The sequence below is a fragment of the Streptomyces sp. NPDC001135 genome (assembly GCF_053598395.1).
On sequence record NZ_JBSFKD010000009.1, the window covers coordinates 64277 to 90092 of the forward strand.

General features: G+C 72.6%; 21 protein-coding genes. 11 read left to right on the forward strand and 10 right to left on the reverse strand.

The genetic code is table 11. The annotated features are described in order from the left end of the window. Positions 1-551: 551 nt before the first annotated feature. From ACWC94_RS13825 to ACWC94_RS13845, 5 genes are all read right to left on the reverse strand, one after another. The gene (locus ACWC94_RS13825) at positions 552-1280 is read right to left on the reverse strand and encodes an NAD(P)-dependent oxidoreductase (RefSeq protein ID WP_450796737.1); all 729 of its coding nucleotides are present in this window, start codon (positions 1278-1280) and stop codon (positions 552-554) included. Positions 1281-1333: 53 nt separating this feature from the next. Then, positions 1334-2095: a class I SAM-dependent methyltransferase gene (locus ACWC94_RS13830; protein ID WP_450796738.1), complete on the reverse strand. Its 762-nt coding sequence runs from the start codon at positions 2093-2095 to the stop codon at positions 1334-1336. Positions 2096-2164: 69 nt separating this feature from the next. Further along, on the reverse strand, positions 2165-3163 hold the full coding sequence (locus ACWC94_RS13835) for an isopenicillin N synthase family dioxygenase (protein ID WP_450796739.1): 999 nt from the start codon (positions 3161-3163) through the stop codon (positions 2165-2167). 152 nt (positions 3164-3315) lie between these two features. After that, entirely contained in the window at positions 3316-4329 is a 1014-nt protein-coding gene (locus ACWC94_RS13840) for an isopenicillin N synthase family dioxygenase (RefSeq protein ID WP_450796740.1), read from the reverse strand. A gap of 35 nt (positions 4330-4364) precedes the next feature. Next, positions 4365-5759 carry an MFS transporter gene (locus ACWC94_RS13845; protein WP_450796893.1) on the reverse strand — a complete coding sequence of 465 codons (1395 nt, stop codon included), beginning with the start codon at positions 5757-5759 and terminating at the stop codon, positions 4365-4367. 351 nt (positions 5760-6110) lie between these two features. Between ACWC94_RS13845 and ACWC94_RS13850 the strand changes: the two genes are divergently transcribed. From ACWC94_RS13850 to ACWC94_RS13880, 7 genes are all read left to right on the forward strand, one after another. Further along, the gene (locus ACWC94_RS13850; RefSeq protein WP_450796741.1) at positions 6111-6839 is read left to right on the forward strand and encodes a TetR/AcrR family transcriptional regulator; all 729 of its coding nucleotides are present in this window, start codon (positions 6111-6113) and stop codon (positions 6837-6839) included. Positions 6840-7551: 712 nt separating this feature from the next. Next, positions 7552-8934, forward strand: a complete 1383-nt coding sequence (locus ACWC94_RS13855) for an ATP-binding protein (protein ID WP_450796742.1) — start codon at positions 7552-7554, stop codon at positions 8932-8934. A 2-nt stretch (positions 8935-8936) separates the two neighbouring features. Continuing rightward, a complete protein-coding gene (locus ACWC94_RS13860) occupies positions 8937-9359 on the forward strand; it encodes a roadblock/LC7 domain-containing protein (protein ID WP_450796743.1) in 423 nt (140 codons plus the stop codon). Then, positions 9356-9709 (forward strand): DUF742 domain-containing protein, encoded by a 354-nt coding sequence (locus ACWC94_RS13865; protein ID WP_450796744.1) that lies wholly within the window; start codon positions 9356-9358, stop codon positions 9707-9709. Before ACWC94_RS13860 ends, ACWC94_RS13865 begins: the two co-directional genes overlap by 4 nt. Then, complete coding sequence (locus tag ACWC94_RS13870; RefSeq protein WP_450796745.1) at positions 9687-10313, forward strand: GTP-binding protein; 627 nt, start codon at positions 9687-9689, stop codon at positions 10311-10313. The genes ACWC94_RS13865 and ACWC94_RS13870 overlap by 23 nt, the downstream gene beginning before the upstream one ends. Further along, entirely contained in the window at positions 10310-11527 is a 1218-nt protein-coding gene (locus ACWC94_RS13875) for a cytochrome P450 (protein ID WP_450796746.1), read from the forward strand. Before ACWC94_RS13870 ends, ACWC94_RS13875 begins: the two co-directional genes overlap by 4 nt. A gap of 11 nt (positions 11528-11538) precedes the next feature. Continuing rightward, on the forward strand, positions 11539-12762 hold the full coding sequence (locus ACWC94_RS13880) for a cytochrome P450 family protein (protein ID WP_450796747.1): 1224 nt from the start codon (positions 11539-11541) through the stop codon (positions 12760-12762). A 233-nt stretch (positions 12763-12995) separates the two neighbouring features. On the opposite strand, the gene ACWC94_RS13885 is transcribed toward ACWC94_RS13880, so the two are convergent. Further along, positions 12996-13700, reverse strand: a complete 705-nt coding sequence (locus ACWC94_RS13885; protein WP_450796748.1) for an ANTAR domain-containing protein — start codon at positions 13698-13700, stop codon at positions 12996-12998. 159 nt (positions 13701-13859) lie between these two features. Between ACWC94_RS13885 and ACWC94_RS13890 the strand changes: the two genes are divergently transcribed. Then, positions 13860-14219 (forward strand): STAS domain-containing protein, encoded by a 360-nt coding sequence (locus ACWC94_RS13890; RefSeq protein WP_450796749.1) that lies wholly within the window; start codon positions 13860-13862, stop codon positions 14217-14219. After that, positions 14216-15178: an anti-sigma factor RsbA family regulatory protein gene (locus ACWC94_RS13895; protein ID WP_450796750.1), complete on the forward strand. Its 963-nt coding sequence runs from the start codon at positions 14216-14218 to the stop codon at positions 15176-15178. Before ACWC94_RS13890 ends, ACWC94_RS13895 begins: the two co-directional genes overlap by 4 nt. Before the next feature lie 51 nt (positions 15179-15229). Here the strand turns inward: ACWC94_RS13895 and ACWC94_RS13900 are convergent, their stop codons facing one another. Beyond that, the gene (locus tag ACWC94_RS13900) at positions 15230-16132 is read right to left on the reverse strand and encodes a LysR family transcriptional regulator (RefSeq protein ID WP_450796751.1); all 903 of its coding nucleotides are present in this window, start codon (positions 16130-16132) and stop codon (positions 15230-15232) included. 93 nt (positions 16133-16225) lie between these two features. Between ACWC94_RS13900 and ACWC94_RS13905 the strand changes: the two genes are divergently transcribed. Beyond that, positions 16226-17629 carry an MFS transporter gene (locus ACWC94_RS13905; RefSeq protein ID WP_450796752.1) on the forward strand — a complete coding sequence of 468 codons (1404 nt, stop codon included), beginning with the start codon at positions 16226-16228 and terminating at the stop codon, positions 17627-17629. 22 nt (positions 17630-17651) lie between these two features. Here the strand turns inward: ACWC94_RS13905 and ACWC94_RS13910 are convergent, their stop codons facing one another. Continuing rightward, complete coding sequence (locus tag ACWC94_RS13910; RefSeq protein ID WP_450796753.1) at positions 17652-18689, reverse strand: rod shape-determining protein; 1038 nt, start codon at positions 18687-18689, stop codon at positions 17652-17654. 464 nt (positions 18690-19153) lie between these two features. Between ACWC94_RS13910 and ACWC94_RS13915 the strand changes: the two genes are divergently transcribed. Then, a complete protein-coding gene (locus ACWC94_RS13915) occupies positions 19154-22786 on the forward strand; it encodes a S8 family serine peptidase (protein WP_450796754.1) in 3633 nt (1210 codons plus the stop codon). Between the two features lie 6 nt (positions 22787-22792). Here ACWC94_RS13915 and ACWC94_RS13920 read toward each other — a convergent pair whose 3' ends face one another. Both ACWC94_RS13920 and ACWC94_RS13925 read right to left on the reverse strand, forming a co-directional pair. After that, positions 22793-24124 carry a carboxyl transferase domain-containing protein gene (locus ACWC94_RS13920; RefSeq protein ID WP_450796755.1) on the reverse strand — a complete coding sequence of 444 codons (1332 nt, stop codon included), beginning with the start codon at positions 24122-24124 and terminating at the stop codon, positions 22793-22795. Then, entirely contained in the window at positions 24117-25634 is a 1518-nt protein-coding gene (locus ACWC94_RS13925) for an acyl-CoA synthetase (protein WP_450796756.1), read from the reverse strand. Before ACWC94_RS13925 ends, ACWC94_RS13920 begins: the two co-directional genes overlap by 8 nt. Positions 25635-25816 lie beyond the last annotated feature (182 nt).

A 25816-nucleotide genomic window follows, 5' to 3' on the forward strand; every position in this document is an offset into this window, starting at 1 on the left:
TCCTGGTCGAGGAGGGCTCGAAGGACACGGTCGACGTGCTGTTCGGACCAGGGAGTCCCGCGGGCCGGCCCGCCGGCACCGGCGGGCCCGGTGTCGTCAATGCGCTCCGGCCATATCTGACCGATACCGATCGGTCTGTCCAGCTGTTCGGAAAGTATGGAGGCGACGAATTCAGGAACTTGACCCCGTGGGTACGCCCCTTTCGTCCAGCCGTACGGGGCTTTCAGGCTGACCGTGCCCTCGCCGTATCTGCGATTAATTTCACGCGCCAGCCGCTCGGGCGACCAGTGCAGACTTTCGAGGAATAATGCGAGCTGCGATCCTTTGTGCACGGATGCATCTCCCCCTTGAAGCTTCCCTTCACACGTAAGGGCCTTGTCGTCACCTGTTTCAGATTGTCACACCTGTTCCAGTATTTCCACTGTGCAAAGTAAGTTGGTTCGGATTCAGACGATCTCAGGTTCCAGGGTTTTGGGGTCAGGGGTGCGGACGTGCGGACGGCGGCACCGCCCATTACAGGGCGGTGCCGCCATCAGGACATGGCTTGAAGCCTACTTGTGGTCCCAGGACCCGATACGCATGACCTCCTTCTTCAGCACGTCGCCGAAGGTCGGGACCCCCTGTGTGGTGAAGACCGAGACGACCGAGTGCACATGCTTGTTTCCGGTCACCTCGGTCAGCAGGGAATGCGCCAGGTCAATGCGCGACGTATAAAGCCCCGGCGACTCCGGCGGGCCGAAGTGATAGGGGCTCACGGTGTCGGTGTTGAAGAGCGCCGAGGGGCGGACGATCGTCCAGTCGAGATCCGTCGATCGCACGATCTGCTCCATGCGCACCATGTCGTCGTACAGCGTGCGGCCGAGGGTGGTGAGGAACGGGTAGATCACCCTGCGGTACATGAACCGTTCAAGGGGCGGCTTTTCTCCGGGCGCCCGGTTGGTGTGCACGGCGAGCAGACGTGAGGTCACCGTGACCAGCCGCTTGACGCCGTGCGTGGCCATCGCGTCCGTGATGTGCGTGATACCCCGTGAAAGCACGGTCACGGGTTGGCGTCCGTACGGCACACCCAGAATCGATACGACCGCGTCCTGTTCGGCGACCGCTCGCTCGACCGCCGCCCGGTCGGTCACGTCCGCGCCGCATATCCGAAGATGCGGGCCGGACAGCGGGAATTCCTCGGGTCGCCGCACGACCGCGGTCACCGTGTGGCCCGCGGCGAGTGCCTGTTCGGTGAGGTGCCGTCCGGTCGAACTGTTCGCTCCGAACACAGCGAGCTTCAATGGACTTCTCCGTCTCGAGAGTTTCCACCGCGTCTGGTGCGACTGCGCTCCCGTTAGGGCTTGGTGGCCGTGTAGAGAGCGAACGGCGGGTTCGCCACGAAAGCGGCCCAGTACCCCTTCTCGGACAGGCCGGCCGCATGCCCGGGGGCGCGGTTCGGCAGCCGCCGGACATCGACCAGACCCGCCTTCTCCATCGCCTCTTCCGTGGTGCCGGCCGGCCAGAAGAAGCCGTCGAACCCGACGTGCGGCTCGACGTCCATCTCGATGTGGATCACCTGGAGTTCGCCGTGCTTCTCCTTCGGCGTGATGGAGAGGCCGTAGCGCGGATAGACGGACATCTTCCCGAGGTCGATGTCGGGGTTCGAGCACAGGGCGACCATGGTGCCGCCGGACACCAGGTTGGCGGCGCACCGCGCCACCATCTCCTGGTACTCCGCGGTGTCCTTGGCGTGCACGAACGCCCAGACGGGCGCGACGACGTCGAACTCCCCGAGCACCGGCAGCTCGGCCGCGTCCCCCACCTCGTAGGTGATGCCCAGCGGCTGCTCGGTCTCGATCCGGCGGGCCACGTCGACCATGCTCTGCTCGATGTCGACGCCGACGACCGTCCGCGCGCCGAGGCGCTTGAAGATGCGTGAGTAGAAGCCCGTTCCGCAGGCCACGTCCAGGACCCGCTTCCCGGTGAGATCGGGAATCCCGGACAGCAGCGTCTCCCGTTCGGCAAACGCGTAGGGGAGGTTCTTGACGCTGTCGTACTGCGTGCTCGACTCCTGGTACTGCTCGCTGATCCGGTCGTGATGGATGCTCTTCTGCATGATCCACTGCCTTTCTGCGGCGCAGGGCAAAGGCCTGGTCGGTGATCGGACCCGGTAACCGGGCCGTGCTCAGCTGAAGATCTTCTGCACCTTGCGCGACACCCACTCGCTGACCGTCACGGTGTCGAACCGCTCCACTGCGGGGGAGTCGGTGAAGGGGCGCATGGGTTCGATGGAGGCGTCGTGGTTGGGGAGGTAGAAGTACGGGATGGTGAGCCGGGAGGAGGTGTCGCCGGGGTGGGGGGTGGTGACGCGGTGCATGGTGGAGACCCAGCGTCCGCCGGTCCACAGGGCCATGAGGTCGCCGATGTTGACGACGAAGCTGCCGGGGATGGCGGAGACGTCGCGCCAGGTGTCCTCGTCCTGGAGGACTTGGAGGCCGCCGCGGTCGTCTTCCTGGTAGAGGATGGTGAGGCTGCCGAAGTCGGTGTGGGGGCCGCGTCGCCACTGGCCGGGGAGTGGGGGGCTGAGTTGTGGCGGGTAGTAGTTGACGGCGATGGATGAGCCGTGGTGGTCGAACTTGTCGTCGAAGAACTTCTCGTCGAGGTCGAGGGCGAGTGCGAACAGGCGCATGAGGTCGGCGGCGAGGTCGCCCATGGCGGTCATGTACTCCTGCCAGACCTCCCGGAACTCCGGAGGGTTCCGGGGCCAGATGTTCCTGTGGGTCCAACTCGCCCATTCGTTCCCGAGTTTCCGGCGCTCCTCGTCGCCCAGCTCGCCTGTCACATGAGCGGCGAACGTCTCGCACAGGTCCGGGGGAGTCTTCTGGTCGAGGCTGCGGGCAAGGGTCCCGCCGGCCCTGCGGTATCCGGACACCCCGGGGCGCGACGCGACGAGGTCCTTCTCCGGTTCCGGTAGTTTGAAGAACCGGTTGGTCGCCGTGAACATGCGGTCCGTGAGATCCGTCGGAATACCGTGACCGATGACGATGAAGAAGCCGGACCTGCGCAGCGCTGTTCCGATCGCTTCGGCGATTGCGGCGCGTCTGCCCTGGTCTTCCCGAGAGGAAATATCGATGACCGGCACGAAGCCATCGGTTACGGTGACGGTCGACTGGTCACTGGTCACGGTTTTCCCTCTCTCCCGGAATCTTTCAGGGATCCGCTGGGCGGTGGCTTTGACCCTAGGCGCCGCCAAAGGCGAGTCACCACGCTCGGTGGTGGAATCTGTCAACTCGTCACCATTCGAGCGCAAATCCCAGGTCCGCGTTCGGCGGTTTGCTATGCGCCGGGTCCGGCGAACAACTTCTGGATCTTGTGCGACATCCATTCCCCGGCGATCACGCTGGCACCGGAACGCTCCACTGCGGGGGAGTCGGTGAAGGGGCGCATGGGTTCGATGGAGGCGTCGTGGTTGGGAAGGTAGAAGTACGGGATGGAGAGCCGGGAGGAGGTGTCGCCGGGGTGGGGGGTGGTGACGCGGTGCATGGTGGAGACCCAGCGTCCGCCGGTCCACAGGGCCATGAGGTCGCCGATGTTGACGACGAAGCTGCCGGGGATGGCGGAGACGTCGCGCCAGGTGTCCTCGTCCTGGAGGACTTGGAGGCCGCCGCGGTCGTCTTCCTGGTAGAGGATGGTGAGGCTGCCGAAGTCGGTGTGGGGGCCGCGTCGCCACTGGCCGGGGAGTGGGGGGGTGAGTTGTGGCGGGTAGTAGTTGACGGCGATGGATGAGCCGTGGTGGTCGAACTTGTCGTCGAAGAACTTCTCGTCGAGGTCGAGGGCGAGTGCGAACAGGCGCATGAGGTCGGCGGCGAGGTCGCCCATGGCGGTCATGTACTCCTGCCAGACCTCCCGGAACTCCGGAGGGTTCCGGGGCCAGATGTTGGCCAGCGTCCACGTCGCCCATTCGTTCCCGAGTTTCCGGCGCTCCTCGTCGCCCAACTCCCCGGTGGCGTGGACCGAGAATGCCTCGCACAGGTCCGGGGGAGTCCGCTGGTCGAGGCTGTGGGCGGTCGACCCGCCCGTCCGCCGGAAACCGGAGACGCCCGGACGGTGCGCGACCTGCTCCTTCTCCTCCTCGGGCAGTCTGAAGAACGCGTACGTCACGGTGAACATGCGGTCGATGAGCTCCTGCGGAACCCCGTGACCGACGACGACGAAGAACCCGGAACCCGTGCACGCCTGGTCGATGGTCCTGGCGATCGCCGCGCGACCCTGAGGGGTGCTTCTCGGCGACAAGTCGATGACGGGTACGAAACCATCGGCGACAGCGCCGGCCGCCCGGTTGCCGTGCATGGCTGATTCCTTCCTCTTCCGGTGGCCGTCCGGTTTCAGCCGGACGCTTCGGCCACTGCTTCTGGACGGGGGGTCCGGGGGCCGCCCCGGGAGAACAGGCCGACGAGCAGCGCGCCGCACACGAGGATGCCGAAGGCCACCCAGAGCGCCACGGTGTAGCCGTGGACCGTTCCGGTGTCGACGGCTCCCGGGCGGTTCCCGTGGTCCTTCAGGTACGACGTGGCGGCACTGGTGGCGATGGAGTTGAGCAGCGCGGTGCCGAACGCGGCCCCCACCTGCTGCACCGTGTTGTAGGCCGCCGACGCGACCCCCGCCTCGGCCGGGTCGAGCCCGGTCGTCGCCGTGTTCGTCGCCGTCGCCAGCAGGCAGCCGAGACCGATACCGGTCAGGACCATGGCCGGGGTCAGGTACACCGGGAACACATGGGAGCTGTCCGCCTTCAGTTGCGTGAGGATCAGCATGCCGGCGGCGGACGACAGCATGCTGCCCGCGATCAGGACGCTCGGCGCGGTCCGGCGGCTGAGCCGGCCGGCGACGACCATCGCGCCGATGGTGGTGCTCACGGCGTTCACCAGCAGCGTCATGCCCGCCCTGACCGGCGAGTAGCCGAGGATCGTCTGGGTGTAGTAACTCACGAAGAGGTAGAAGCCGAACATCGCCGCGAACATCAGGCACACGGACACGAACGCCGTGCCGCGGACCCGGTGGACCAGGATGCGCAGGGGCAGTAGCGGATGCCGCGATCGGGTCTCGACCAGGACGAACAGGCCCAGCAGGAGCGCACCGCCGACGAGGAGGGCGAGCACCGCCGGGTCACTCCAGCCGCGCGGTTCCGCCTGGGCGAAGCCGTAGACCAGTGAGACGAGGCCCGCGGCGCTGAGCAGTACTCCGGGAAGGTCCAGGGTGCGCAGGCGGCCACCCGGGCGGTCGCGCAGGATGAGCGGGACGCCGATCAGGGCGATCGCGGACATGGGGATGTTGACGTAGAGGCACCAGCGCCAGTTGGCGTACTCGGTGAGCAGTCCGCCCGCCACGACGCCGAGCGCCGCTCCGCCGGCGCCGACACCGGCGAAGACACCGAAGGCCTTTCCGCGTTCGCGCCCGTCGGTGAAGGTCAGGATGAGCAGGGAGAGCGCCGCCGGCGCCAGGAGCGCGGCGAAGAGGCCCTGTCCGGCACGTGCGGCGAAGAGGGTGCCGGCGTTGCCCGCCGCACCGCCGAGCCCCGAGGTCAGGCCGAAACCCACGAGGCCGATGGCGAAGGACCGCCGGTGTCCGATCGCCCCGCACACGCGCCCGCCCAGCAGCAGGAGGCCGCCGAAGGCGAGGGCGTAGGCCGTGATCACCCAGTGACGGTCGGCATCTGTCATGCCCAGGCTCTTCTGGGCCGAGGGGAGAGCGATGTTCACGATGGTCGCGTCCAGCACGACCATCAGTTGGGCAAGGCTCACGACCGGAAGGGTCCACCAGCGCTTCTTGGACCGAGCCGGTAAGGGGGCTTCTTGCTGGATGTCTGTCACGACTACTCGCACTATGGTCGGGTGACTCGAACGTTGGTCTAGTAGGGGGCGACTCTACTACAACTCGATGCGGTCGTGCCCTTGTGGAAGTGCGTGCGGGGGGCCCGGAACGACCGCCAAGTCGGTGCCGGACAAGCCGAGTTGAGGCGGGGTGGAAGATGCGGGCAGCAGGTCGTGGCGGTCGCGCACGAAGCGCGGAGCCGGGCGTGCGAGACTCGACCGGCAACACTCAGTGGCGCGATGTGCACCCTCGGGGTGAGCCGCGTGAATCCGGAGGTGAACGTCATAGCGGGCAAGGAACGCTCGAGGGCGCAGGGTGGCGCGGGAGTCGGCAATGTCTGGCTCCGCTCCTCGCGGGGCAACAAGGGGGAACCGCCGCTGACGCGGGAACGCATCGTTCTGGCCGCCGTCGCCCTGCTGGACGAGCAGGGGATGGACCGGCTCACGATGCGCCACCTGGCCGAGCGGCTTCAGGTGGGTGCGACGACCCTGTACTGGCACGTGGCGACCAAGGGTGACGTCATCGACCTGGCGGTCGACGCGATCTTCGGGGAGACCCGGCTCCCGGACCAGCGCGCCGAGAACCCGCGGGACGACATCGTGGTCCTGGTCAACACCTGGCGGCAGGCGATGCTGCGACATCCCTGGGCGGCCACCCTGCCCGCGCGGCAACGGCCTCTGATGGGACCCAACTTCCTGGCGTGGATGGAGTTCCTGCAGTCCGCGCTGCTTCGCGCGGGCCTGACCGGAAAGCGGCTCAACGCCGCCACATGGGCGCTGTACAACCACGTGATGGGCGCCACGGCGACCCAGTCCAGCCTTCAGCTCTCCGCCGAGGAGGCCCGGCAGGGGCAGGAGTACCTGGAGGGTCAACGCGACCGGTATCCGACCGTCGCCGCGAACAACTACATCTCCGACGTCGACTGGGACACCAGCTTCACCGTCGGTCTGGAACTGCTGCTGGACGGAATCGACGCGCAGACCAGGGGATGAGGCCGGGGGGGCGCGGCCCCGGTCCCCGAGTGACTCTTCGCCGGGGAGGGGCGGGCGCTCGCCGGGGCGACCACGTGTCGCTTCCGTCCGGCGACCCGGCCCGCCCGGACGCCGGAAGGGCGCCCTTTCGCCAAGGGCCCTCCGACGCACTGTCCCGACCTCGTTACACTGCGGCACGTTCGACTCGGGACGCAGGCGACGGGAACTGGGGCGCCGTTCGAGGGGGGAGGGACGTGCGACGACACGCCGGGCCGTCGCCGATCCTTCACACAGTTCTGGCAGGAGGCCGTCGAACACCGTGCCGGTCTGCCGATAGGCTCGGACCGGATCGAGACCGGCCGGCGGGCGTCGCGGACGTGGCGCAGGGCGACATGACCGCGTACCCGGAGGACACCCTGCCCGCCGCACCCCCCGCCTTACCCCGGACGCCTCGTGTGGGGGCGTGTCCGTCGTCCGGCCGTATCCCGCTCTCCCCGCCGATCGCGCCCGTCCCTCCCGGGAGGACCGTCGGCGCGTGGGATCACCTGTGTGCGCATCCCCGGCTTTTGGTCTGTCATGTCCGCATCCAGAGGGATGTCCTCCGGGTGAACGGCGGCCGGCGAAGCCCGCTTCGCCGGCCCCAGCGCCGCCCCGCCTGGCGGGGGCCGCCACTGCCGTCGATCCCCCCGATTCACTGACCGGTTCGCGGCTCGGACACTCTGCAGAGGACTTGATGACCGATCTGATACTGGCCGTCGGTGCCGTGGTCGCGGTGGCGGCCGCTGGGACCGCTGGGCACTTCCACCGCGCCTACCGGCGCGAGCGAGGCAGGGCCGACCAGCTCCAGGGACATGCGGAACAGCTCACCCGGCAACTGCGTGCGGCGGAGCACGCCATGGCGCAGCTGGCCTCGGAGGTGCTGCCCGCGATCGCCGCCCCCGGCCCCGGCGGGCATCGCGGGCCCGACCTCCCCCTGCCCCCGCCGCTGGCGCACACGCCACTGGCCGGCCGGCTCCGCGACGTCGCCGGGCAGGCGACCGCCGCCGTGGTGCGGGTGCGGGAGACCGCGCAGGCCGCGGCCGACCACCGGGTCGCCGAGATCCGGTCCGCGGCGGACCACGAGATCGCCAAGGCGCGCCGGGAGTCACGGGAGGCGACGCGTGCGGCCGTGCGCAGCTTCGCGTCGAACGTGGTGGCACGGGCGTCCAGGCTGAGCCGGGAGATCAGCCAGGGGGTGCGCTCCCACCAGGACGACGAGGCGTACGCCACGCTGGTGCACATCGACCACACCGCGCAGCAGATGCTGCTCACCGCACAGGGCTACGCGGTACTGGCCGGCGACAAACTCTCCAGGCGCTGGCCGCAGACCTCCCTCAGCGATGTGATCCGCGCGGCGATGGGCCGCATCGAGGGCTACCAGCGGGTGGAGCACCACGAGTTGGACACCGTCGCGGTGCAGAGCCGCGCGGTCGAGGCCGTCGTCCACACCCTGGCCGTGCTGCTGGACAACGCCCTGCGCTACTCCCCGCCGACCGCGCGTGTGCACGTCTCGGTGGAGGAAGGCCATCACGCCTGCTTCCTGACCGTGGACGACGCCGGGCTGCGGATGGACGACGAGCGGTTGCTGTGGGCCAGCGACATCATGTCCGGCAAGGACCGCGACGACATCACCCAGCTCGGCGCGCACCCGCAGACGGGCCTGCGGGTCGCCTCGCTGCTCGCCGAGAACTACGGCTTCCGGGTGGAGCTGAGCGCGCCGAACATCTACCAGGGCACCCGGGCCGTGCTGGTGCTGCCGAAGAACCTCCTGGTGTTCTCCACCGCCGGCCCGGCCGCCGCCACGCCCGCAGCCGCCGCGCCCGCGCCCGCAACACCCGCGCCCGCCACGCCCGCGGCCGTACCGGCCCCCCGGAACCCCACCCCCCCGGCGGCTCCCGCGACCACCGCCAGCGGACTGACCGTCCGTCAACGACCGGCCAGGGCACACAGCGCGCCCGCGCCGGCGTCCGACACACCTGCCCCGCCGGGCCGGCCGAGCGTCGCCGCCGCCTGGGCGGCCGGCAGCCGCCGCGGGCGCCAGACCGACGAAGACACCGGACTCACCGAAGGACACTGACCATGCGCGACACGCACAGCAACAGCCTGGGATGGCTGCTCGACCAGGAGATCGGCTGCGTCGAGGGCGTCGAGTACGCGGTGCTGATGAGCGGCGACGGCCTGCTGCAGGCCCGCACGACGACCATCGGCCAGGAGGACGCGGAGAAACTCGCCGCCGTGACCGCGTCGCTGCGCGCCGCCGGCAAGGCGTGGGACGAACACGTCGGCGGCAAGGGAATGTGCCAGTTGCTCATCGAGTCGCAGGGCCGCATCGGGCTGACGACCGCGGCGGCGCACAACACGATGCTGTCGGTGGTCACGACCGGCCCCGAGGCCGATGTGGGTCTGATCAGCCATCACATGGTGCGGCTGGCCGCACGGCTCGGCCACGAGATGGGCGTCTCGGACCGCGGCCCCGCCTCGGAAGGCGGCACCGCGACATGACCGGTCCGCGGCACGACCCGGACCTGATCAGGCCCTACGTCCGTACCGGCGGGCAGGTCCGCCCCAGCCGGGACGTACGTGTGGAGACGATCGTCATCGCCGCGTCCGGCCCCACCGACACACTGGGGCCGGACGCCCGCAGGGTGATGCGCCTGTTCGCCGGCGGGCGCGGCGGTCTGGCCGTGGCGGACATCGCCGCGGCTCTGGAGCTGCCGCCCTCCACCGTCCGGATCCTCGTCTCGTCGTTGATGGACAGCGGCCATCTGGCCAGCCCCGCCCCGGCCCAGGGGGGCCGCCCCGGACTCGACCTGCTGGAGGAGGTGCTGCGTGGACTCCGCGAACTGGTCTGACCAGCCCGCCGTTCACTATCTCGCCCCTGCCGTGGCCCGGTCGGCGAAGATCGTCGTGGCCGGGGCGTTCGGGGTCGGCAAGACGACCTTCGTCGGCAGTGTCTCCGAGGTGACACCGCTGCGCATGGAAGAGCCGATCACCCAGGCGAGCGTCGGCGTGGACGATCTGCGCGGCACGCCGCACAAGACGACCACGACGGTCGCCATGGACTTCGGCCGCATCCATCTGCTCGACGACCGGCTGGTCCTGTACCTGTTCGGTACGCCGGGCCAGACCCGCTTCCGCCCCCTGTGGGAAGGCCTGACCGAAGGTGCGCTGGGCGCCCTGGTGCTCGCCGACACCCGCGACCTGGAGGGCTCCCACGAGGTACTGAGCCTGCTCGAGGAGCAGCGGACGCCGTACGCCGTCGCCATCAACGTCTTTCCCGACGCGCCCCGCTACCCCCTGCACGAGGTCCGCCAGGCACTCGCGCTGGACCCCGACACCCCGCTGACCGAGTGCGACGCCCGTGACCGCCGGTCCTGTGTGTACGCGCTCATCACCCTCATCGAGTTCCTGACCGCCCGTCACACCCCCGCCCCCCTTGTGGAGCCTCGCCCATGACCCCCCTCGACCCCGGTGCGGCGCCCCCGCCGGCTCCGGTCGCCCTCTACGACGCCGAGTTCGCCGCCGACCCCCACGCCACCTACGAGCGCATGCGCCGCGTCTTCGGGCCGCTGGTCCCCGTGGAGCTGGCCCCAGGCATCCCCGCCACCCTGGTCATCGGCTTCCACCAGGCCCGGCGCATCCTCAACGACCCGCTGCACTTCCCCGCCGATCCGCGGATCTGGCAGCAGGACGTCCCCGAGACCTGCCCGGTCCTGCCGATGATGGAGTGGCGTCCCAACGCGCTGCGCTCCTCCGGACCCGAGCACGCCCGCTACCGGGCCGCGAACACCGCGAGCCTGCGGGCGGTCGACCAGCACGAGCTGCGGGCCCTGGTGGAGAAGGTCGCCGCCGGCGCCATCGACGGCTTCCGCGCCCACGGCCACGCCGACCTGCTCACCCAGTACTCGTGGCCCATCGCCTTCCAGGTCCTGAGCGCGCTGCTGGGCTGCCCCGACGAGATCGGCCGGCGCATCGCCGAGGGCATGGCCAAGATCTTCGAGGCGGAGGCCGAGACCGCCGCGCAGGGCAACGAGATGCTCGGCCAGGCGCTCGCGGAACTCGTCGCCCTGCGGCGGCGGTACCCCGGCGACGACGTCACCTCCCGGCTGCTGGCCCACTCCGCCCGCCTGGACGACATGGAGATGATCCATCAGCTCGTCACGCTCTACGGCGCGGGCATCGAGCCCCTGACCCACCTGATCAGCAACACCGTACTCAAGATCCTCACCGACGAGCACTTCTCCGCCGGCCTGCACGCCGGCCAGCCCGTGCGCGACGCCCTCGACACGGTCCTGTACACCGACCCGCCGATGGCCAACTACTGCATCAGCTACCCGCCGTACCCCATCGACGTCGAGGGGGTGCTGCTGCCCGCCCACCAGCCCGTCCTCATCTCCATGGCCGCCTGCAACAACGACCCGGCCGTCACCGGCGGGGTCACCGAGGGCCAGCTGGCCGGCAACCGTGCGCACCTGTCCTGGAGCATCGGCGCGCACACCTGCCCCGCCCGCACCCACGCCTACCTCATCGCCGAGACGGCCATCACCTGGCTTCTGGACGCGCTCCCCGAGCTGGACCTCGCCTGCTCCGTGTCCGAACTGACCTGGCGGCCTGGGCCGTTCCACCGCGCCCTGGAAGCCCTGCCCGTCCGTTTCCCCGCTGCCGTCTGAAGGAGACCAGCATGCCCCAGCACACTCCGCTCGTGCTCGACCCCACCGGCGCCGCCCGGCACCAGGAGCACCGGGACCTGCGCGCCCAGGGCCCGGCCACCCGGGTGGACATCCTCGGCGTGCAGGCCTGGGCCGTCACCGACCCCGCCCTCCTCAAACAGCTGCTGACCAGCCCCTCCGTCTCCAAGGACGCACGCGCGCACTGGCCGGACTTCGAGGAGACGGTCACGACGTGGCCGCTCGCCCTGTGGGTCGCGGTGAGGAACATGTTCACCGCCTACGGCGCCGACCACCGCAGGCTGCGGCGGATGGTCGCCCCCGCCTTCAGCGCACGGCGCATCGCCGAACTGCGCCCGGCCGTCGAGACCATGGTCACCGAGCTCGTCGACGACCTGGCCGCGCTGCCCGCCGGAGAGGTCGTGGACCTGCGCGAGCGCCTGGCCTACCCCCTGCCCATCTCCGTGATCGGCCACCTGATGGGGGTACCGGAGGACCAGCGAGCCGACTTCCGGCAGCTCGTGGACCGCGTCTTCGACACCACGCTCACGCAGGAGCAGTCCCAGGCCAACACGGCGCGGCTCTACGCCGTCCTCGACGACCTGATCGCCACCAAGAGCAGCACCCCCGGCGACGACATGACGTCCCTGCTCATCGCGGCCCGTGACGAGGAGTCGGACGGCACCGGCTTCACCGGCGAGGAACTCCGCGACACGCTGCTGCTGATGATCAGCGCCGGCTACGAGACCACCGTGAACGTCATCGACCAGGCGATCGTCGCCATGCTCACCCGGCCCGACCAGCTCGACCTCGTCCGCACCGGCAAGGCCGGCTGGGGCGACGTCGTGGAGGAGACCCTGCGGCACGAACCCGCCGTGAAGCATCTGCCCCTGCGCTACGCCGTCACCGACGTCGAGCTGCCCGACGGACGGACCATCGCGCGGGGCGAGGCGATCCTCGCGTCCTACGCCGCCGCCAACCGCCACCCGGACTGGCACGGCGACACCGCCGACACCTTCGACGTCACCCGCACCGTCAAGGAACACCTGGCCTTCGGCCACGGTGTGCACTTCTGCCTCGGCGCTCCGCTGGCCCGGCTGGAGGTCACCGAAGCCCTCGGCCAACTCTTCGCCCGCTTCCCCGACATGACACTCGCGGTTCCCGCCGGCGAACTGCGGCCCGTGGCCTCCCTGATCAGCAACGGCCACCAGCAACTCCCCGTACGCCTGCGGCCGTAGGCCCCCGGCGCCGTCCGCACCGGGCGACGACTTCGGTCCCCGCGTGCTTGAACGTGCCGCGCGCTGGGCACGGACCTCCTACCGGCGACCACCGCCGGGTGGTGCCGGCAGGAGGGGGTCGTCATGGACCGTCGGATCCGGGTACGCGTCAGCCGGCGCCCCGCCGCCCCGCGCGAGCGGGAGATCGACCGCAGGACGCCGTCGGGGCGCATCCTGCCGTACTGACCGCCGTATCAGCCCGCGTCCTGGGATCCCCGGCTCACCGCCCCGCGGCCGTCGACCGCCGCCCGCAGGGCGGTGCGCAGCTCCTCGGGCAGGGGCGGGCCGCCGGGGTTCGCGCTCGCCGTGACCGCCGCCGCCACCCGGCGCAGCTTGGTGTTGGAGCGCTGGGAGGTCTCGCGCAGGATGTCCCAGGCGTCGTCCGGGGTGCAGCCGTGCGCGGCCATCAGGATGCCGCGCGCCTGGTCGATCACCGGGCGGGAGTCGATCGCGTGCCGCAACTGCGCGATCTCCAGGCGCAGGGAGTCCAGTTGCTCGGCGCGTTCCAGGGCCACCGCCGAGGCGGTGCGGGCCGGGAGGCCGGCGGGCGGCGCGGTGCGCAGCGGGTCGGTGGTGTCCAGCCCCGTCAGCTCCAGGACCCGGCGCGGCTGGCCTCGCCAGCCGGTGGCCGAGACCGCGACACCGTGCCGGCGGCCGTACTCCCGCAGCACGTCCAGGAACGCCGGGCCGGTCGAGTCCATGAAGGACACCTCCGTCAGGTCCAGCTCGATCCCGCGGACGCCCGCGGGCAGCCCGGCCAGGATCCCGGCGAGGGTGTCCGTACAGCCGTGGACCAGCTCGCCACGCGCCCGCAGGACGATCCGGTCGCCCTGCCCGTGCCCGTCGACGACCAGGGTGTCCGGCCGTCCGGTGTGCGGTGCGTGTGCCGCAGAACGCATGTCGCCGCCCCGTTCCCCGCTCTCCTCGGTCCGCTCGGTGCCACGCCGCTCGCCTGCCCGGCGCGCCTTCGCCTACACCGCCGTTCCCGGATCCGGTCCCGATCGGGTGAGCCGGGCGGAATAATGGGCACCTCTCTTCCTGTGCGAGTGGGAGAAGGCGTGAGCGGACCCGAGGTCGTCCGGCCCCGGCGGGCGCTCGGTGCCGTGCCGGCGCCCTGGCTCAGCGTGTGCCCGCTCATCGGGCGGACCGGATTCCGCGCGGTGGGCGAAGTGAGCCTGCCGACCCACGGCATATGGGAGCGCGCGCTGGAGGACGCCGTGCGCGACGACGGGGACGTGTACCACGTGGAGCTCTCCGCGCTGTCCTTCGTCGACGTCGCCGGCGCCGAGGCGCTCGCGGACGCCGCCCGGCGGTTCGGCGAGCGGCGGCTGGTCCTGGACCGCCCGCCGGCCGTCCTGCCCCGCGTCCTGGAGCTGCTGTGGCCCGGACTTCCGGCGATCGAGGTGTCGGCGTCGTGACCACCGAGCCCACGACGGAACCCGTCGACGCCCTCCAGCCCTTCGTGCACCCCGCGCTGTTCTACGGCGACACGGAGGAGTACCTCGCCGGCACCGTCCCCTTCGTCCGTGACGCGCTGGCGGCCGGCGCGCCGGTCGCGGTCGCCGTACCCGGGGACAACCTGCGGCTCGTCCGGGACGCGCTGGGCGCCGACGGCGCCGCCGTACGGTTCCTGGACATGCGGGAGGCCGGCCGCAACCCCGGCCGGATCATCCCCGGCGTGCTGCGTGCCTTCGCCGACGCCCACCCGTCCGGCCGGCGCGTCCACATCATCGGCGAGCCGGTCTGGCCGGGCCGCAGCCCGGCCGAGTACCCGGCCTGCGTCCAGCACGAGGCCCTGATCAACGCCGCGTTCCAGGGCCGCGAGGTCACCATCCTGTGCCCGTACGACACCGCCGGGCTGGACGAGCGCGCGCTCGCCGACGCCCACGCCACCCATCCGGTCGTCATCCGCGCCGGCGCGCAGGAGAGAAGCGAGGCCTACGACCCCGGGGGCGCCGTCGCCCGCTACAACGAGCCGCTGCGACCCGCCCCCGGCGACGGTACGGACGTGTTCACCACCGCCTTCGACGAGGACTCCCTCTCCGCCGTACGGCACCTCGCCACCGAGCACGGCGCCCGGCTGGGCCTGGCCGGACTGGGGCTGGAGAACCTGGCGCTGATCACCGCCGAGCTGACCACCAACAGCGTCGTCCACGGCGGCGGCACCGGCGGGCTCACGGTGTGGGCCGAGGGCGGATACGTGCTGTGCGAGGTCCGCGACAAGGGACGGCTGGCCGACCCGCTGGCCGGCCGGCGGCCGGCCTCCCGGGACCAGCGGGGCGGGCGCGGGCTGTTGCTGGTCAACCTGGTGGCGGACCTGGTGCGGGTGCACACGGGGCCTGCCGGGACGGTCATCCGGTGTTACGTGGGGCGTTGATCCGGATGCCCGCCGTGGGTCGAGGACGGCCCCCGCGCCCCTCGGGGGCGCTCAATTCCGGGCGCCCACGGGGTTCGCCCGATGGGCCAACTCCAGCAGGGCCCGTACGGTGCTCTCCGCCGGGCCCAGGCGGGGGTGCCACTGGGCGATGATACTGACCGGGCGGATCCGTTCGGTCAGCCGCAGTTCGACCAGGTCGCCCTCCTGCAGCTCCCGTGTGACCGTCAGTTCCGGTAGCAGGGTGATGCCCTGGCCGTGCCCGACGAGCCGCAGCAGAGCCGCCATCGAGCCCTGGAGCAGGGTCTGCTGGGCACCGGCCAGCAGGTCCCGGCCGAAGCGGTCCATCAGCATCTCCGTGGTGCAGCCGCGTTCGGCCACCAGGAAGTCGTGGCCCAGCAGTTGCCCGGGGGTCACCGTCTCCTGTCGCGCCAGCGGATGGCCCGGCGCCGCCACCAGCACCGAACGGCAGTGCCCCACGACCGCGTGCGGCCGGGTTGGGCGGACGCCGTTGTCGTACTCGAACATCAGGTCCAGCCGGCCTGCCGCGAAGGCCTGTTCCAGCCCCTTGCGCGGGGCCACCGTCAGTACGACGTCCGTACCCGCGTCCGTGCCGCCCGCGCCGTACTCCAGGGCCGCCAGCACCTCGGGCAGCCACGCGTGGGCCAGGGACTCCGGCGCGCCGATCCGCAGCCGGGGCCGGTCGCCGCGGGCCGCCCGGCGCATCCGCTCCTCCAGCTCCAACGACTCGCGGGCGTACGGCAGCAGCCGGGTGCCGGCCTCGGTGAGCACCGCACCCGTGCCCGCCCGCACCAGGACGCTCACGCCCAGGTCGGCTTCCAGCCGCTTGAGCTGGGCGCTGACACTGGACTGGGCGTAGCCCAGCGCATGGGCGGCGGCGGAGATGCCGCCGTGCTCGGCGACCGCGACGAAGGCGCGCAGATGGCGGGAGTCCACGGCGCCAAGGGTAGCCAGCCCATCGGACTCTTCGATGGGGCCATCGCGATCACGGTGTCGCGACACCCGCGCCCACCGCGACAGGCTGCGCCCATGACCACAGCCGACTCCACCGCACGGCCCTCGGCGACCGCCGTCGGCACCCGTTCGGGCAAGGGGCCCGGGAAGGCCGCCCGGACACCGTCCCACGGCATCTCCCGTCCCACCTTCGCCGGTATCGCCCTCGGCAACCTGCTCGTCCTGCTGGACACGTCGATCCTCAACGTCGCCGTCCCCGACATCCAGACCTCGCTGCGCCCGGCCGCCGCCGCACTGCCCTGGACCGTCGACGCCTACACGGTCGTCTTCGCCGGGCTGCTCCTGACCGGAGGGGTCGTCGCCGACCGCTGGGGCGCCCGCCGCGTCTACACCGCGGCCCTCGGCCTGTTCGCCGTCCTGTCCGTGGCCTGCGCCCTCGCCCCCGGCTCCGGCTCCCTGATCGCCGGCCGCGCGCTGCTCGGCGCCGCCGGCGCCGGTCTGGTGCCCGCCTCCGTGGCCCTGCTCATCCATCTGCACCCCGATCCCGTCCGCCGCACCCGTGCCATCGGCGCCTGGACCGCGCTCAGCGGGCTCGGCGCCGCCGTCGGCCCCGTGCTCGGCGGCGCGCTCGTCGAACTCGGCGGCTGGCGGCTGGTGTTCCTCGTCAACCCGCCCCTCGCCCTGGCGGCACTGCTCCTCGCCCGCCGGCTGCCCGCGCCGCCCGCACGGGCCGGCCGTGCCCTGGACCGCCCGGGTCTCCTCCTGTCCACCGCCGGCCTCGGCCTGCTCACCTTCGGCCTGGTCGAGGCCGGCATCGAGGGCTGGGACGCGCCCTGGGCGCTTGTCCCGCTCGCCGCCGCGCTCGGCTGTTTCGCCGCGGTGGCCGCCGTCGAACGCAGGGCCGCCGCCCCGGTCCTGCCGCCCGCGCTGCTCGCCCTGCCGAAGGTGCGGGCCGCGATGGTCGCCGCCGCGGTGTCCTGCTTCGCCTACTTCGGCGGCCTGTACCAGCTCGCCGTATGGCTTCAGCACACCTACCGCCTGACGCCGTTCGACGCGGGTCTCGCCGCCCTGCCGATGGTCCTCCCGGTGTGCGTGATGCCGTTCTTCACCGGCCGGCTCGTGGCCCGCCACGGCCCCCGCCCGGTCCTGCTGTCCGGCATGTCCGCCGCCGTGGTCGCCGGCGCGCTGCTGGCCTGCGTGGTCGGTCCGCACCCGGCGCTGCCCCTGGTCGTGACCGCGGAACTGGCGCTCGCCGCGACCGGCACGCTGTCCATTCCGGGGGCCGCGGCCGCGGTCGCCGTCGCGGCGCCACCGGAGTACGCCGCCACGAGTCAGGGGGCGCTCAACGGCATTCGGCAGGCGGGGTCGGCGTTGGGGGTCGCGGTGCTGGGCACGATGGGTTCCCCGGCCGCTTCCGGTGACGTTCTGCTGGGGGTCGGGGCCCTGGCGGTGCTGCTGGTCGTCCGCAGCCGTGACTGAGGGCCGTGCCGCCGCGGGCGGCTCAGGCGGCCAGCGGGTTCAGGACCAGCGGCTCGATCCGGCCCTCCAGCATGGCGCCGATGCCCTCGGCGGCGCAGATGTCGGGGCGTTCGGCGATGTACACCGGCATCCCGGTGGCCTGCCGCAGCATCTGGTCGAAGCCGGGCAGCAGGGCCGAGCCGCCCACCATCGTGATCCCGCGGTCGGCGAGGTCGGCGACCAGGTCGGGCGGGCAGTCGCGCAGCACCTTGCCGATGCCGTCGAGGACGGCGGTCAGCGGGGTCTGGATCGCCTCCCGCACGGCGGCGGTGTCGACGCGCACGCTGCGCGCGAGACCGGTGACCACGTCCCGGCCGTTGATCACCGTGGAGGACGGGCCCTGCGAGGTCAGCCCGGTGCCGGACAGGGCCAGCTGCAGCGGACGTACGGACTGGCTGGGCAGGATGAGCTCGTGCGCGTGCCGCAGGTGCTGCACGATCGCCTGGTCCACCGCCTCGCCGCCCACCGGGACCCGCTCGGCGGTCACGACGGACCCGAGCGAGAGCACCGCGACCTGCGTGGCCGCCGCCCCGCACATCATGATCATGGTGGCCTCGGGGCGTTCGACGGGCAGCCCGCAGCCGACGGCGGCGGCGATCAGCGTGTCCACCAGCTCGACCCGGCGCGCACCCAGCCCGACCAGCGTCTCGATGGTCGCCCGCTGGGCCAGCGGATCCGCGCCGTGCGGAGTGCACGCGGCGGCCCGCAGCCGCAGATTGCGCCGCAGGGCACGGCGCACCTTGTCGCCGAGCAGCTGCCGCAGCATGCGCTGGGCCATCTCGATGTCGACCACCGTGCCGCCGGAGATGGGCCGTACGACCCGGATGTAGCCCGGCGTCCGTCCCGTCATCCGCTCCGCGAAGTCCCCGACCCCGATGAGTGACCCGCTCCGTGTGTTCACGGCGGCGACCGAGGGCTGGTCGATCACGAGACCGGCGCCCTTCACATACACCCGGGTGCGGGCCGCGCCCAGGTCGACGGCGAAGTGGCAGCGCCGCAGCTGCTCCAGACGGACGGTCACGGCAGATCCTCCCGGGGTGCGCGGGCCTCTTCCTTCTGTCTGCATCCTGCGCGGGATCCGGGGGCGGGCGCCTTCTGGAGGGGGCCGGGCGGGGTGCCGCTGAATGGGGGGTTTCCGGGGGTGCACCGGTGTGTCGCCTGGTCAGGCGCGGTTTCGTGTCGGGTCCCGTGCGGCCCGCCGGGGGCGGTCCACGGCCGCTGCGGCCTTTGCCGGCTTCCCGCGCGGGGACCACAGCCCGGTCACGAGGCCGGCCGGCCCGTGCGGTTGATCCCGGATCAGCTCCGTTGCGGCGCGGGAGAGGCGGGCCCTCCGGCCTTGTGTGCGCGGCGGGGAACGACGTGGCGGACAGCCGTCAGGGCGCCTTCCCGCCATCGTCGGTCAACGCTCCCGCGCCGGGTGGCACAGGACACTCGTCCCAGCACGCGAGCCACTCGGACAGACACCCCCGACGAGAAGAGGCGTGGATGACCAGAGGACCAGGACGAACCGGACGCGGGCCGGTACTGCTGGCGGCGGGACTGGTGGGCGCCCTGCTGCCGGCCGGCCCCGCGGCGGCGGCACCCCCGGCGGCACCCCCGGCCGCAGCCGCCCCCAGCCGCGCCGCCGCGGCCGCCACCGTCACCCTCGTCACCGGTGACAAGGTGACCGTCACCGACCTCGGGCACGGGAAGAAGACGGTCACCGTGCAGCGGGCCCAGGGGGCCACCGGAGCCGTACGGACCCAGGTGGGCAACGGCGTGATCACCGTCGTACCGGACGAGGCGCTGCCGTATCTGCGGGCCGGGACGCTGGACCGGCGGCTGTTCGACGTGAGCGGACTGATCCGGCAGGGGCTGACGGACGCCGGGGCCGGCGCGACGCCGCTGATCGTGACCTACGGCAAGGGCGCGCGGCCCGCCACCCCGGCCGGGACCGAGCGGACCCGGAGCCTGCCCAGTCTGCGCGGGGCCGCGGTCGAGGCCGGCAAGGGGCGCACCTTCTGGCGGTCGTTCACCCACCACGACGGCGTCGACAAGGTGTGGCTGGACGGCAGGGTGCGGGCCGGCATGGCCGAGAGCAACGCCCAGATCGGCACACCGGCGGGGTGGGAGGCGGGACTCACCGGCAAGGGCGTCACCGTCGCCGTCCTCGACACCGGGGCCGACCTGGGCCATCCGGACCTGAAGGGCCGGGTGACCGCGGCCAAGAGCTTCGTCGACGGTCAGGAGGTCGCCGACGGCAACGGCCACGGGACGCACGTGACCTCCACCGTCGGCGGCAGCGGCGCCGCCTCCGACGGCAAGGAGAGGGGTGTCGCGCCCGGGGCCGGCCTCGCCGTCGGCAAGGTGCTCAGCGACCAGGGCTCGGGCAGCGAGTCGCAGGTCATCGCCGGGATGGAGTGGGCGGCGCGGGACGTGCACGCCAGGATCGTCTCCATGAGCCTGGGCTCGACCGAGCCGAGCGACGGCACCGATCCCATGGCCCAGTCCCTGAACACCCTCTCCCGGGAGACCGGGGCGCTCTTCGTCGTCGCCGCGGGCAACGCCGGCGCCCCGTCCTCCATCGGGTCGCCCGGCGCCGCCGACGCGGCCCTCACCGTCGGCGCGGTGGACTCCGCCGACCGGGCGGCCCACTTCACCGGAGCCGGACCCCGCTACGGCGACAACGCCCTGAAGCCCGACCTGTCCGCTCCCGGCGTCGACATCCTCGCCGCCCGCTCCCAGCTCACCGACGGCAGCGGCTACTACACCTCCATGAGCGGTACGTCCATGGCGACCCCGCACGTCGCCGGAGTCGCCGCCCTCCTCGCCCAGCAGCACCCCGACTGGACCGGCGCCCGCCTGAAGGACGCGCTGATGTCCACCTCCAGGCAACTCGACGCGTCCGCCTATGTGCTGGGAGCGGGCCGGGTGAGCGTGCCGGACGCCGTCAGGGCCCGCGTCACCGCCACCGGCAGCGCCGACCTCGGCTTCCACAGCTGGCCGTACGACGCGGACAAGCCGGTGACCCGGACCGTCACCTACACCAACTCCACCGACACCCCGGTCGAGTTGAAGCTGTCCGTGCACGGCGCCCCGGACGGCGTGGCCACCCTCGCCGACCCCGACCTCACCGTCCCGGCCCACGGCACCGCCTCCACCACCGTCACCGGCGACGGATCCAAGGCGCCGGCCGGCGGGACCAGCGGGCAGATCGTGGCCGTGGACCGGACCGGCGACACCGTCGCGCACACGGTGTTCGGGCTGGTCAAGGAGGAGGAGCGGTACACGCTCACCGTCCACGTCAAGGACCGCGCCGGCACCCCCGCCCCCGCCGACCTCACCGTGCAGCGGCTCGCCGCGGACGAGGACGCCCAGCCCGCCCACGTCGGCGACTCCGGCACCCTCCGGCTGCGTCTCAGGCCCGGCACCTACGCGCTCGCCACCTTCCTCGACGTGCGCGGCAGCCACGGCGCCGACTCCCTGGGCCTCGGCTTCCTCGCGGCGCCCGAGATCGCCCTCGACCACGACCAGGACATCACCCTGGACGGCCGCAGTCTGCGCGAGATCAAGGCCGCCGTGGACCGGCGCACCGAGACCCACCAGCTCCTGATGGAGTACGACCGCCGGGCGGACGGCACCGACCTCTTCGGCGCGGTCCAGGTGCCCCTCACCTACGACAGTGTCTTCGCCGCACCCACCGCCCAGGTGAGCGACGGCGCCTTCGAGTACCGGACCGTGTGGCGGCTGGCCGAGCCGCAGCTGGCGGTCCGGGGCGTCGGCGAGGCGACCGTCCAGCCGGGCGGCACCCTGATCGAGGGCCGCACCAGGCTGCCGCTGGTGGACGCCGGCGACGGACCGTTCACCGGTGTGGCCGGCAAGGCGGTGCTCGCGCACCTCGCCGACGGCGCCGACCCGGCCGCCCTCGCCCGGGCCGCCCAGGACGCGGGCGCCAAGGCGCTGTTCGTGACGGACGACGCGCCCGGCCGGCTGCTGGCCTGGTTCGGCACCGACGACAACACGGACCGGCCGCTGCAGATCGCCACGGTGAACGCCGCGGACGCCGCCCGGCTCCGCGCGGCCGGCCGGGTCGACATGACGGGCACCGCCGACTCCCCGTACGTGTACGACCTGTCCGAGGGGCATCGGGGCGCGATCCCAAACCGGGACCTGACCTACGCGCCCGGCAAGCGTCGACTGGCCGCGGTGCGGGTGAGGTTCCACGCGGCCCGGCCGGCCGACGGCACCGAGTTCCGCTACTCCCTCACCGACACCTTCCCCGTCGGACTCGGCTTCCAGGAGCGGGTCCGCCTGCCCGCCGAGCGCACCGACTACGTCTCCGCCGGCCCCGGCCAGCGCTGGCACGAGTCCGTGACGGTCGGCGACGGCGCCCTGGAGGAGCGCGGCGGACTGGTGCGGTACGAGGGCGGTACGCGGCCGGTGCTGAACTGGTTCCGGCCGGTCTGGCACCCGTGGCTGGGCACCGGGCTCGGCTGGGGCCAGCAACGCGCAGGGAACCGGATCCAGTTGGACACCCCCGGCTGGGGCGACTCCGGTCCCGACCACACCGGGTTCGGCGACGGGTGGAGCGCGGACAGCGGCATGAGCCAGACCACCGCCGTCTACCTCGACGGCACGCTCGTCGACCGGCGCACCGGTTCCGCCGCGTACGTCTGGGACGCGCCGGCCGACGAGCACGCGTACAAGGTCGTCACCGACACGGCCCTGGAGGCGGGGCGCTGGGCGCCGGCCTCGGCGGGGCACAGCGAGTGGACGTTCCGGTCGGCGGCGACGCCGGAGGATCACTGGACGTACCTGCCGTTGATCAACCTCGCGTTCGACGTCGGCACCGACCTCGCCGGGGCCCTGCGGGGCGGGCGGCGGGTCCCGGTCGCGCTCGGCGCGGAGTACGTGGCGCGGGCCGCGGGCACCGGGACCTTGACCGGGGGCCGGCTGGAGGTGTCGTACGACGACGGCGCCACCTGGCGGGCGGTCCCCCTCACGGGTGCCGACGCCTCCTGGCGCGGCACGTTGAACGTGCCGCGCGGCGCGTCGTCCGTCTCGCTGCGGGCTTCCGCCCACGACGACAGGGGCGGTTCGGTGAGGCAGGAGGTCGTCCGGGCGGTGGCGGTCCGGTAGCGCTGTTCACACGATCCCCCTGACCACCCCCAGCTCCACCAGGTCCTGCGGGCGGATCCGCAGCTGGTCGGCGGTCGTCTCCACCTCCTGCCTCGGGCGTTTGAGGATGGCCGCCGCCAGTTCCGGTGCGATGACCGAGAAATAACTGTCCGGGGTGGCCCAGGTGTTGGCCGGTGCGGCCAGCGCCAGTGCTCCGCCGGAGCCGCCCTCGCCGATGACGAGCGTGGTGACGGGGACGCGGGCGGAGGCCACCGCCCCGAAGACCTCCGCGATGGCCGCGCCGGCGCCCTGCCGCTCCGCCTCCGCGTCGTTGGCGGCGCCCGGGGTGTCCACCAGCGTCAGCACGGGGATGCCGAGGCGGTCCGCCAGCCGGATCAGGCGGGCCGCGGTCCGGAAGCCGGCGGGGCGGGTCGCCGCTCCGGTCTGCGCGGCGTAGGCGACGGTACGGCCGTCCCGCTCGCCGAACCCGCACAGGATGCCGTCGGGATCCGTACCGCCGCAGCGGTCACCGCTGAGGGCGCGGCGGTGGGTGAAGTAGGCGTCCAGGTAGGCGTGTGCGCGCGGGCGTTCGGGCGCGCGTGCCCGCTGGACGGCGTCCCAGCCGGTGGCCGGGAGGCCGGAGCCGCCCTGTGCCGGTGGCGGGGGAGGCGCCTCGGCGGAGGGGGAGGTGAGCAGGCGCAGCCATGCCCCCAGTGCCTCCTTCAGCTCGGCCGGAGCCACCACCGCGTCCGCGGAGCCCGCCGCCAGCTGGGATTCCGCCGTGTACGCGGACGGGTCGGCGTCGGACGGGCGGACGCGGGAGCCGGCGAAGCCGACCTGGGCGCCGGGCAGGGCCAGGACGACGTCCGCGCCCGCGCCGAGCGTGGCCCAGCCGCCGCCGGTCGTCGGGTCCCGCACCACCGCGATCTGTGGCAGGCCCGCCTCGCGGGTGAGCGCGGACTGCCGTGCCACCCGCTGGAGCTGGCTCAGTGCGAGCATGCCCTCCTGCATGCGGCTGCCCCCGGTGGCGATCAACGGCACGACCGGCAGCCGGTGTTCACGGGCGTGGGTGTACGCCGCCTCCAGGCGGTCTCCGGTGCGTTCGCCGAGGGAGCCGCCCAGGAAGCCGAACTCGAAGGCGATCAGCACAGCCGGGGTGCCCTCGACGCGGGCGGTGCCGCAGACGACCGACTCCTGCTCGCCGGTGCGGGCGGCGGCGCGGGCGCGCGAGGCGTCGTAGCCCTGCCAGCCGAGGGGGCCGTCCGGCTGGGATTCCCCTGCCGGTGACGGGAGTTCGGTGAAGGTGCCGAGGTCCGCGAGCAGGGTCAGTATCTCCCGGGCCGAGCGTCGCTCAGGCATCGGTCAGCGCCCGCTTCATGATCTTGCCCATGTCGTTGCGGGGCAGCGCGTCCAGGTACCGGACGACACGAGGGCGCTTGTGCGGGGCGAGGCGACGGGCCACGTGGTCCGCCAACTCCTCGGCGGCGGGCGGTGCCTGGGGGTCCGCCGGGACGATCCAGGCCACGATCCGCTCGCCCAGGTCCGGGTCCGGCTCCCCGGTGACCGCCGCCTCCCGGACCCCGGGGTGCTCCAGCAGCGCGTTCTCGATCTCACCGGCCCCGATCTTGTATCCGCCGCTCTTGATCAGGTCCGTGGCCTTGCGCCCGACGATCCGGACGTACCCGTCGCCGTCCCGCACCGCCATGTCGCCGGTGCGGAACCAGCCGTTGGTGGTGAACGCGGCGGCCGTGGCGTCGGGCCGGTTCAGGTACTCGGTGAACAGGTTCGGCCCGCGCACCTGGATCTCACCGACGCTCTCCCCGTCGTACGCGGTGATCGGCGTCCCGTCCTCCTCCACGAGCCGCAGCTCCACGCCGGGCAGCGGTACTCCCACGGTCCCCGCACGCGGCTCCCCGTCGGCCCGCACACTGGTGTTCATCAGGGTCTCCGTCATGCCGTACCGCTCGATGACCCGGCGTCCGGTCGCCGCCGCGATCCGCTCGTGGTCGTGCACGGGCAGCGCTGCCGAGCCGGAGACCAGCAGGCGGGCCCGGCCCAGCGCCTCGGCCAGCTCCGGGTCCTCCGGCAGGGCCTCGGCGATGCGGTGGTACATCGTCGGCACCCCGAACAACATGGTCGCGCCGGTGTTCAGCTCCCGTGCCACGCCCTCGGTGCTGAAGCGGCCCAGGTGCCGGACCCCGCCGCCGCGCCGCAGCGGGCCCAGGACGCCCAGTACCAGCCCGTGCACATGGAACAGGGGCAGCCCGTGCACCAGCACGTCGTCGGCGGTCCACTGCCAGGCGTCGGCCAGCGCGTCCAGGGTGGTGGCGAGGGCCCGGCGGGGCAGGACGGCACCCTTGGGCGGCCCGGTGGTGCCGGAGGTGTAGACGACCAGCGCCGGGTCCTCGGCGCGGACCGACCCGCCGGAAGCCGCGGCGTCGGCGTCCGTCTCGTCGGGGGCGGCGCCGGATCCGGCGGACGCCTCCACGTCGATGCGGGCCAGGTCGCCGAGGGCCGCCGGCAGGTCGGCGCCCGGCGCGGCCAGCACCAGCGCCGGTGCGCTGTCGGAGACGATGTGCGCGAGCTCCTTCTCGCCCGACTTGGGGTTCAGCGGCACCGCGACGGCCCCGGCGAGCAGGACGCCCGTCACGGCGACGGCGGTCTCCAGCTCCGGGGTGGCCCACACGGCGACCCGGCCGGCGCCCCGCAGCCGGGCGGCGAGCGCACCGGCGGCGCCGGCCAGCTCGCCGTACGTCAACGACCGTTCGCCGAACCGCAGGGCGACCCTCCCCCGGACTTCGTCCGGGGGGACCCCCGTCTCACTGCGCTTGCCCGGGCCGTCCGCCAGGGCGGGGAAGAGGGAGGACACGCGGCGCACTCCTAACTCTGGGACTGTCGCTGACCGTCGGCACCTTCCTACACCAGCGGGCTCCTCCCGACGACCGCGTTCAAGTACGGCGCGAGCCGCGGCCGATGGCCGCGCCGCCTTCGGGCCGGACCGCGACGGTTGTTAGCCTCCCCGTGATCGCACCGTCGTACGACAGGGAGGCC

Coding starts and splice junctions, on each gene's coding strand:
- ACWC94_RS13840 (WP_450796740.1), bottom strand. CDS start 4,329: ATGCACGGCAACCGGGCGGCCGGCGCTGTCGCCGATGGTTTCGTACCC.
- ACWC94_RS13905 (WP_450796752.1), top strand. CDS start 16,226: ATGACCACAGCCGACTCCACCGCACGGCCCTCGGCGACCGCCGTCGGC.
- ACWC94_RS13830 (WP_450796738.1), bottom strand. CDS start 2,095: ATGCAGAAGAGCATCCATCACGACCGGATCAGCGAGCAGTACCAGGAG.
- ACWC94_RS13885 (WP_450796748.1), bottom strand. CDS start 13,700: ATGCGTTCTGCGGCACACGCACCGCACACCGGACGGCCGGACACCCTG.
- ACWC94_RS13875 (WP_450796746.1), top strand. CDS start 10,310: ATGACCCCCCTCGACCCCGGTGCGGCGCCCCCGCCGGCTCCGGTCGCC.
- ACWC94_RS13865 (WP_450796744.1), top strand. CDS start 9,356: ATGACCGGTCCGCGGCACGACCCGGACCTGATCAGGCCCTACGTCCGT.
- ACWC94_RS13880 (WP_450796747.1), top strand. CDS start 11,539: ATGCCCCAGCACACTCCGCTCGTGCTCGACCCCACCGGCGCCGCCCGG.
- ACWC94_RS13915 (WP_450796754.1), top strand. CDS start 19,154: ATGACCAGAGGACCAGGACGAACCGGACGCGGGCCGGTACTGCTGGCG.
- ACWC94_RS13860 (WP_450796743.1), top strand. CDS start 8,937: ATGCGCGACACGCACAGCAACAGCCTGGGATGGCTGCTCGACCAGGAG.
- ACWC94_RS13920 (WP_450796755.1), bottom strand. CDS start 24,124: ATGCCTGAGCGACGCTCGGCCCGGGAGATACTGACCCTGCTCGCGGAC.
- ACWC94_RS13845 (WP_450796893.1), bottom strand. CDS start 5,759: ATGGTCGTGCTGGACGCGACCATCGTGAACATCGCTCTCCCCTCGGCC.
- ACWC94_RS13855 (WP_450796742.1), top strand. CDS start 7,552: ATGACCGATCTGATACTGGCCGTCGGTGCCGTGGTCGCGGTGGCGGCC.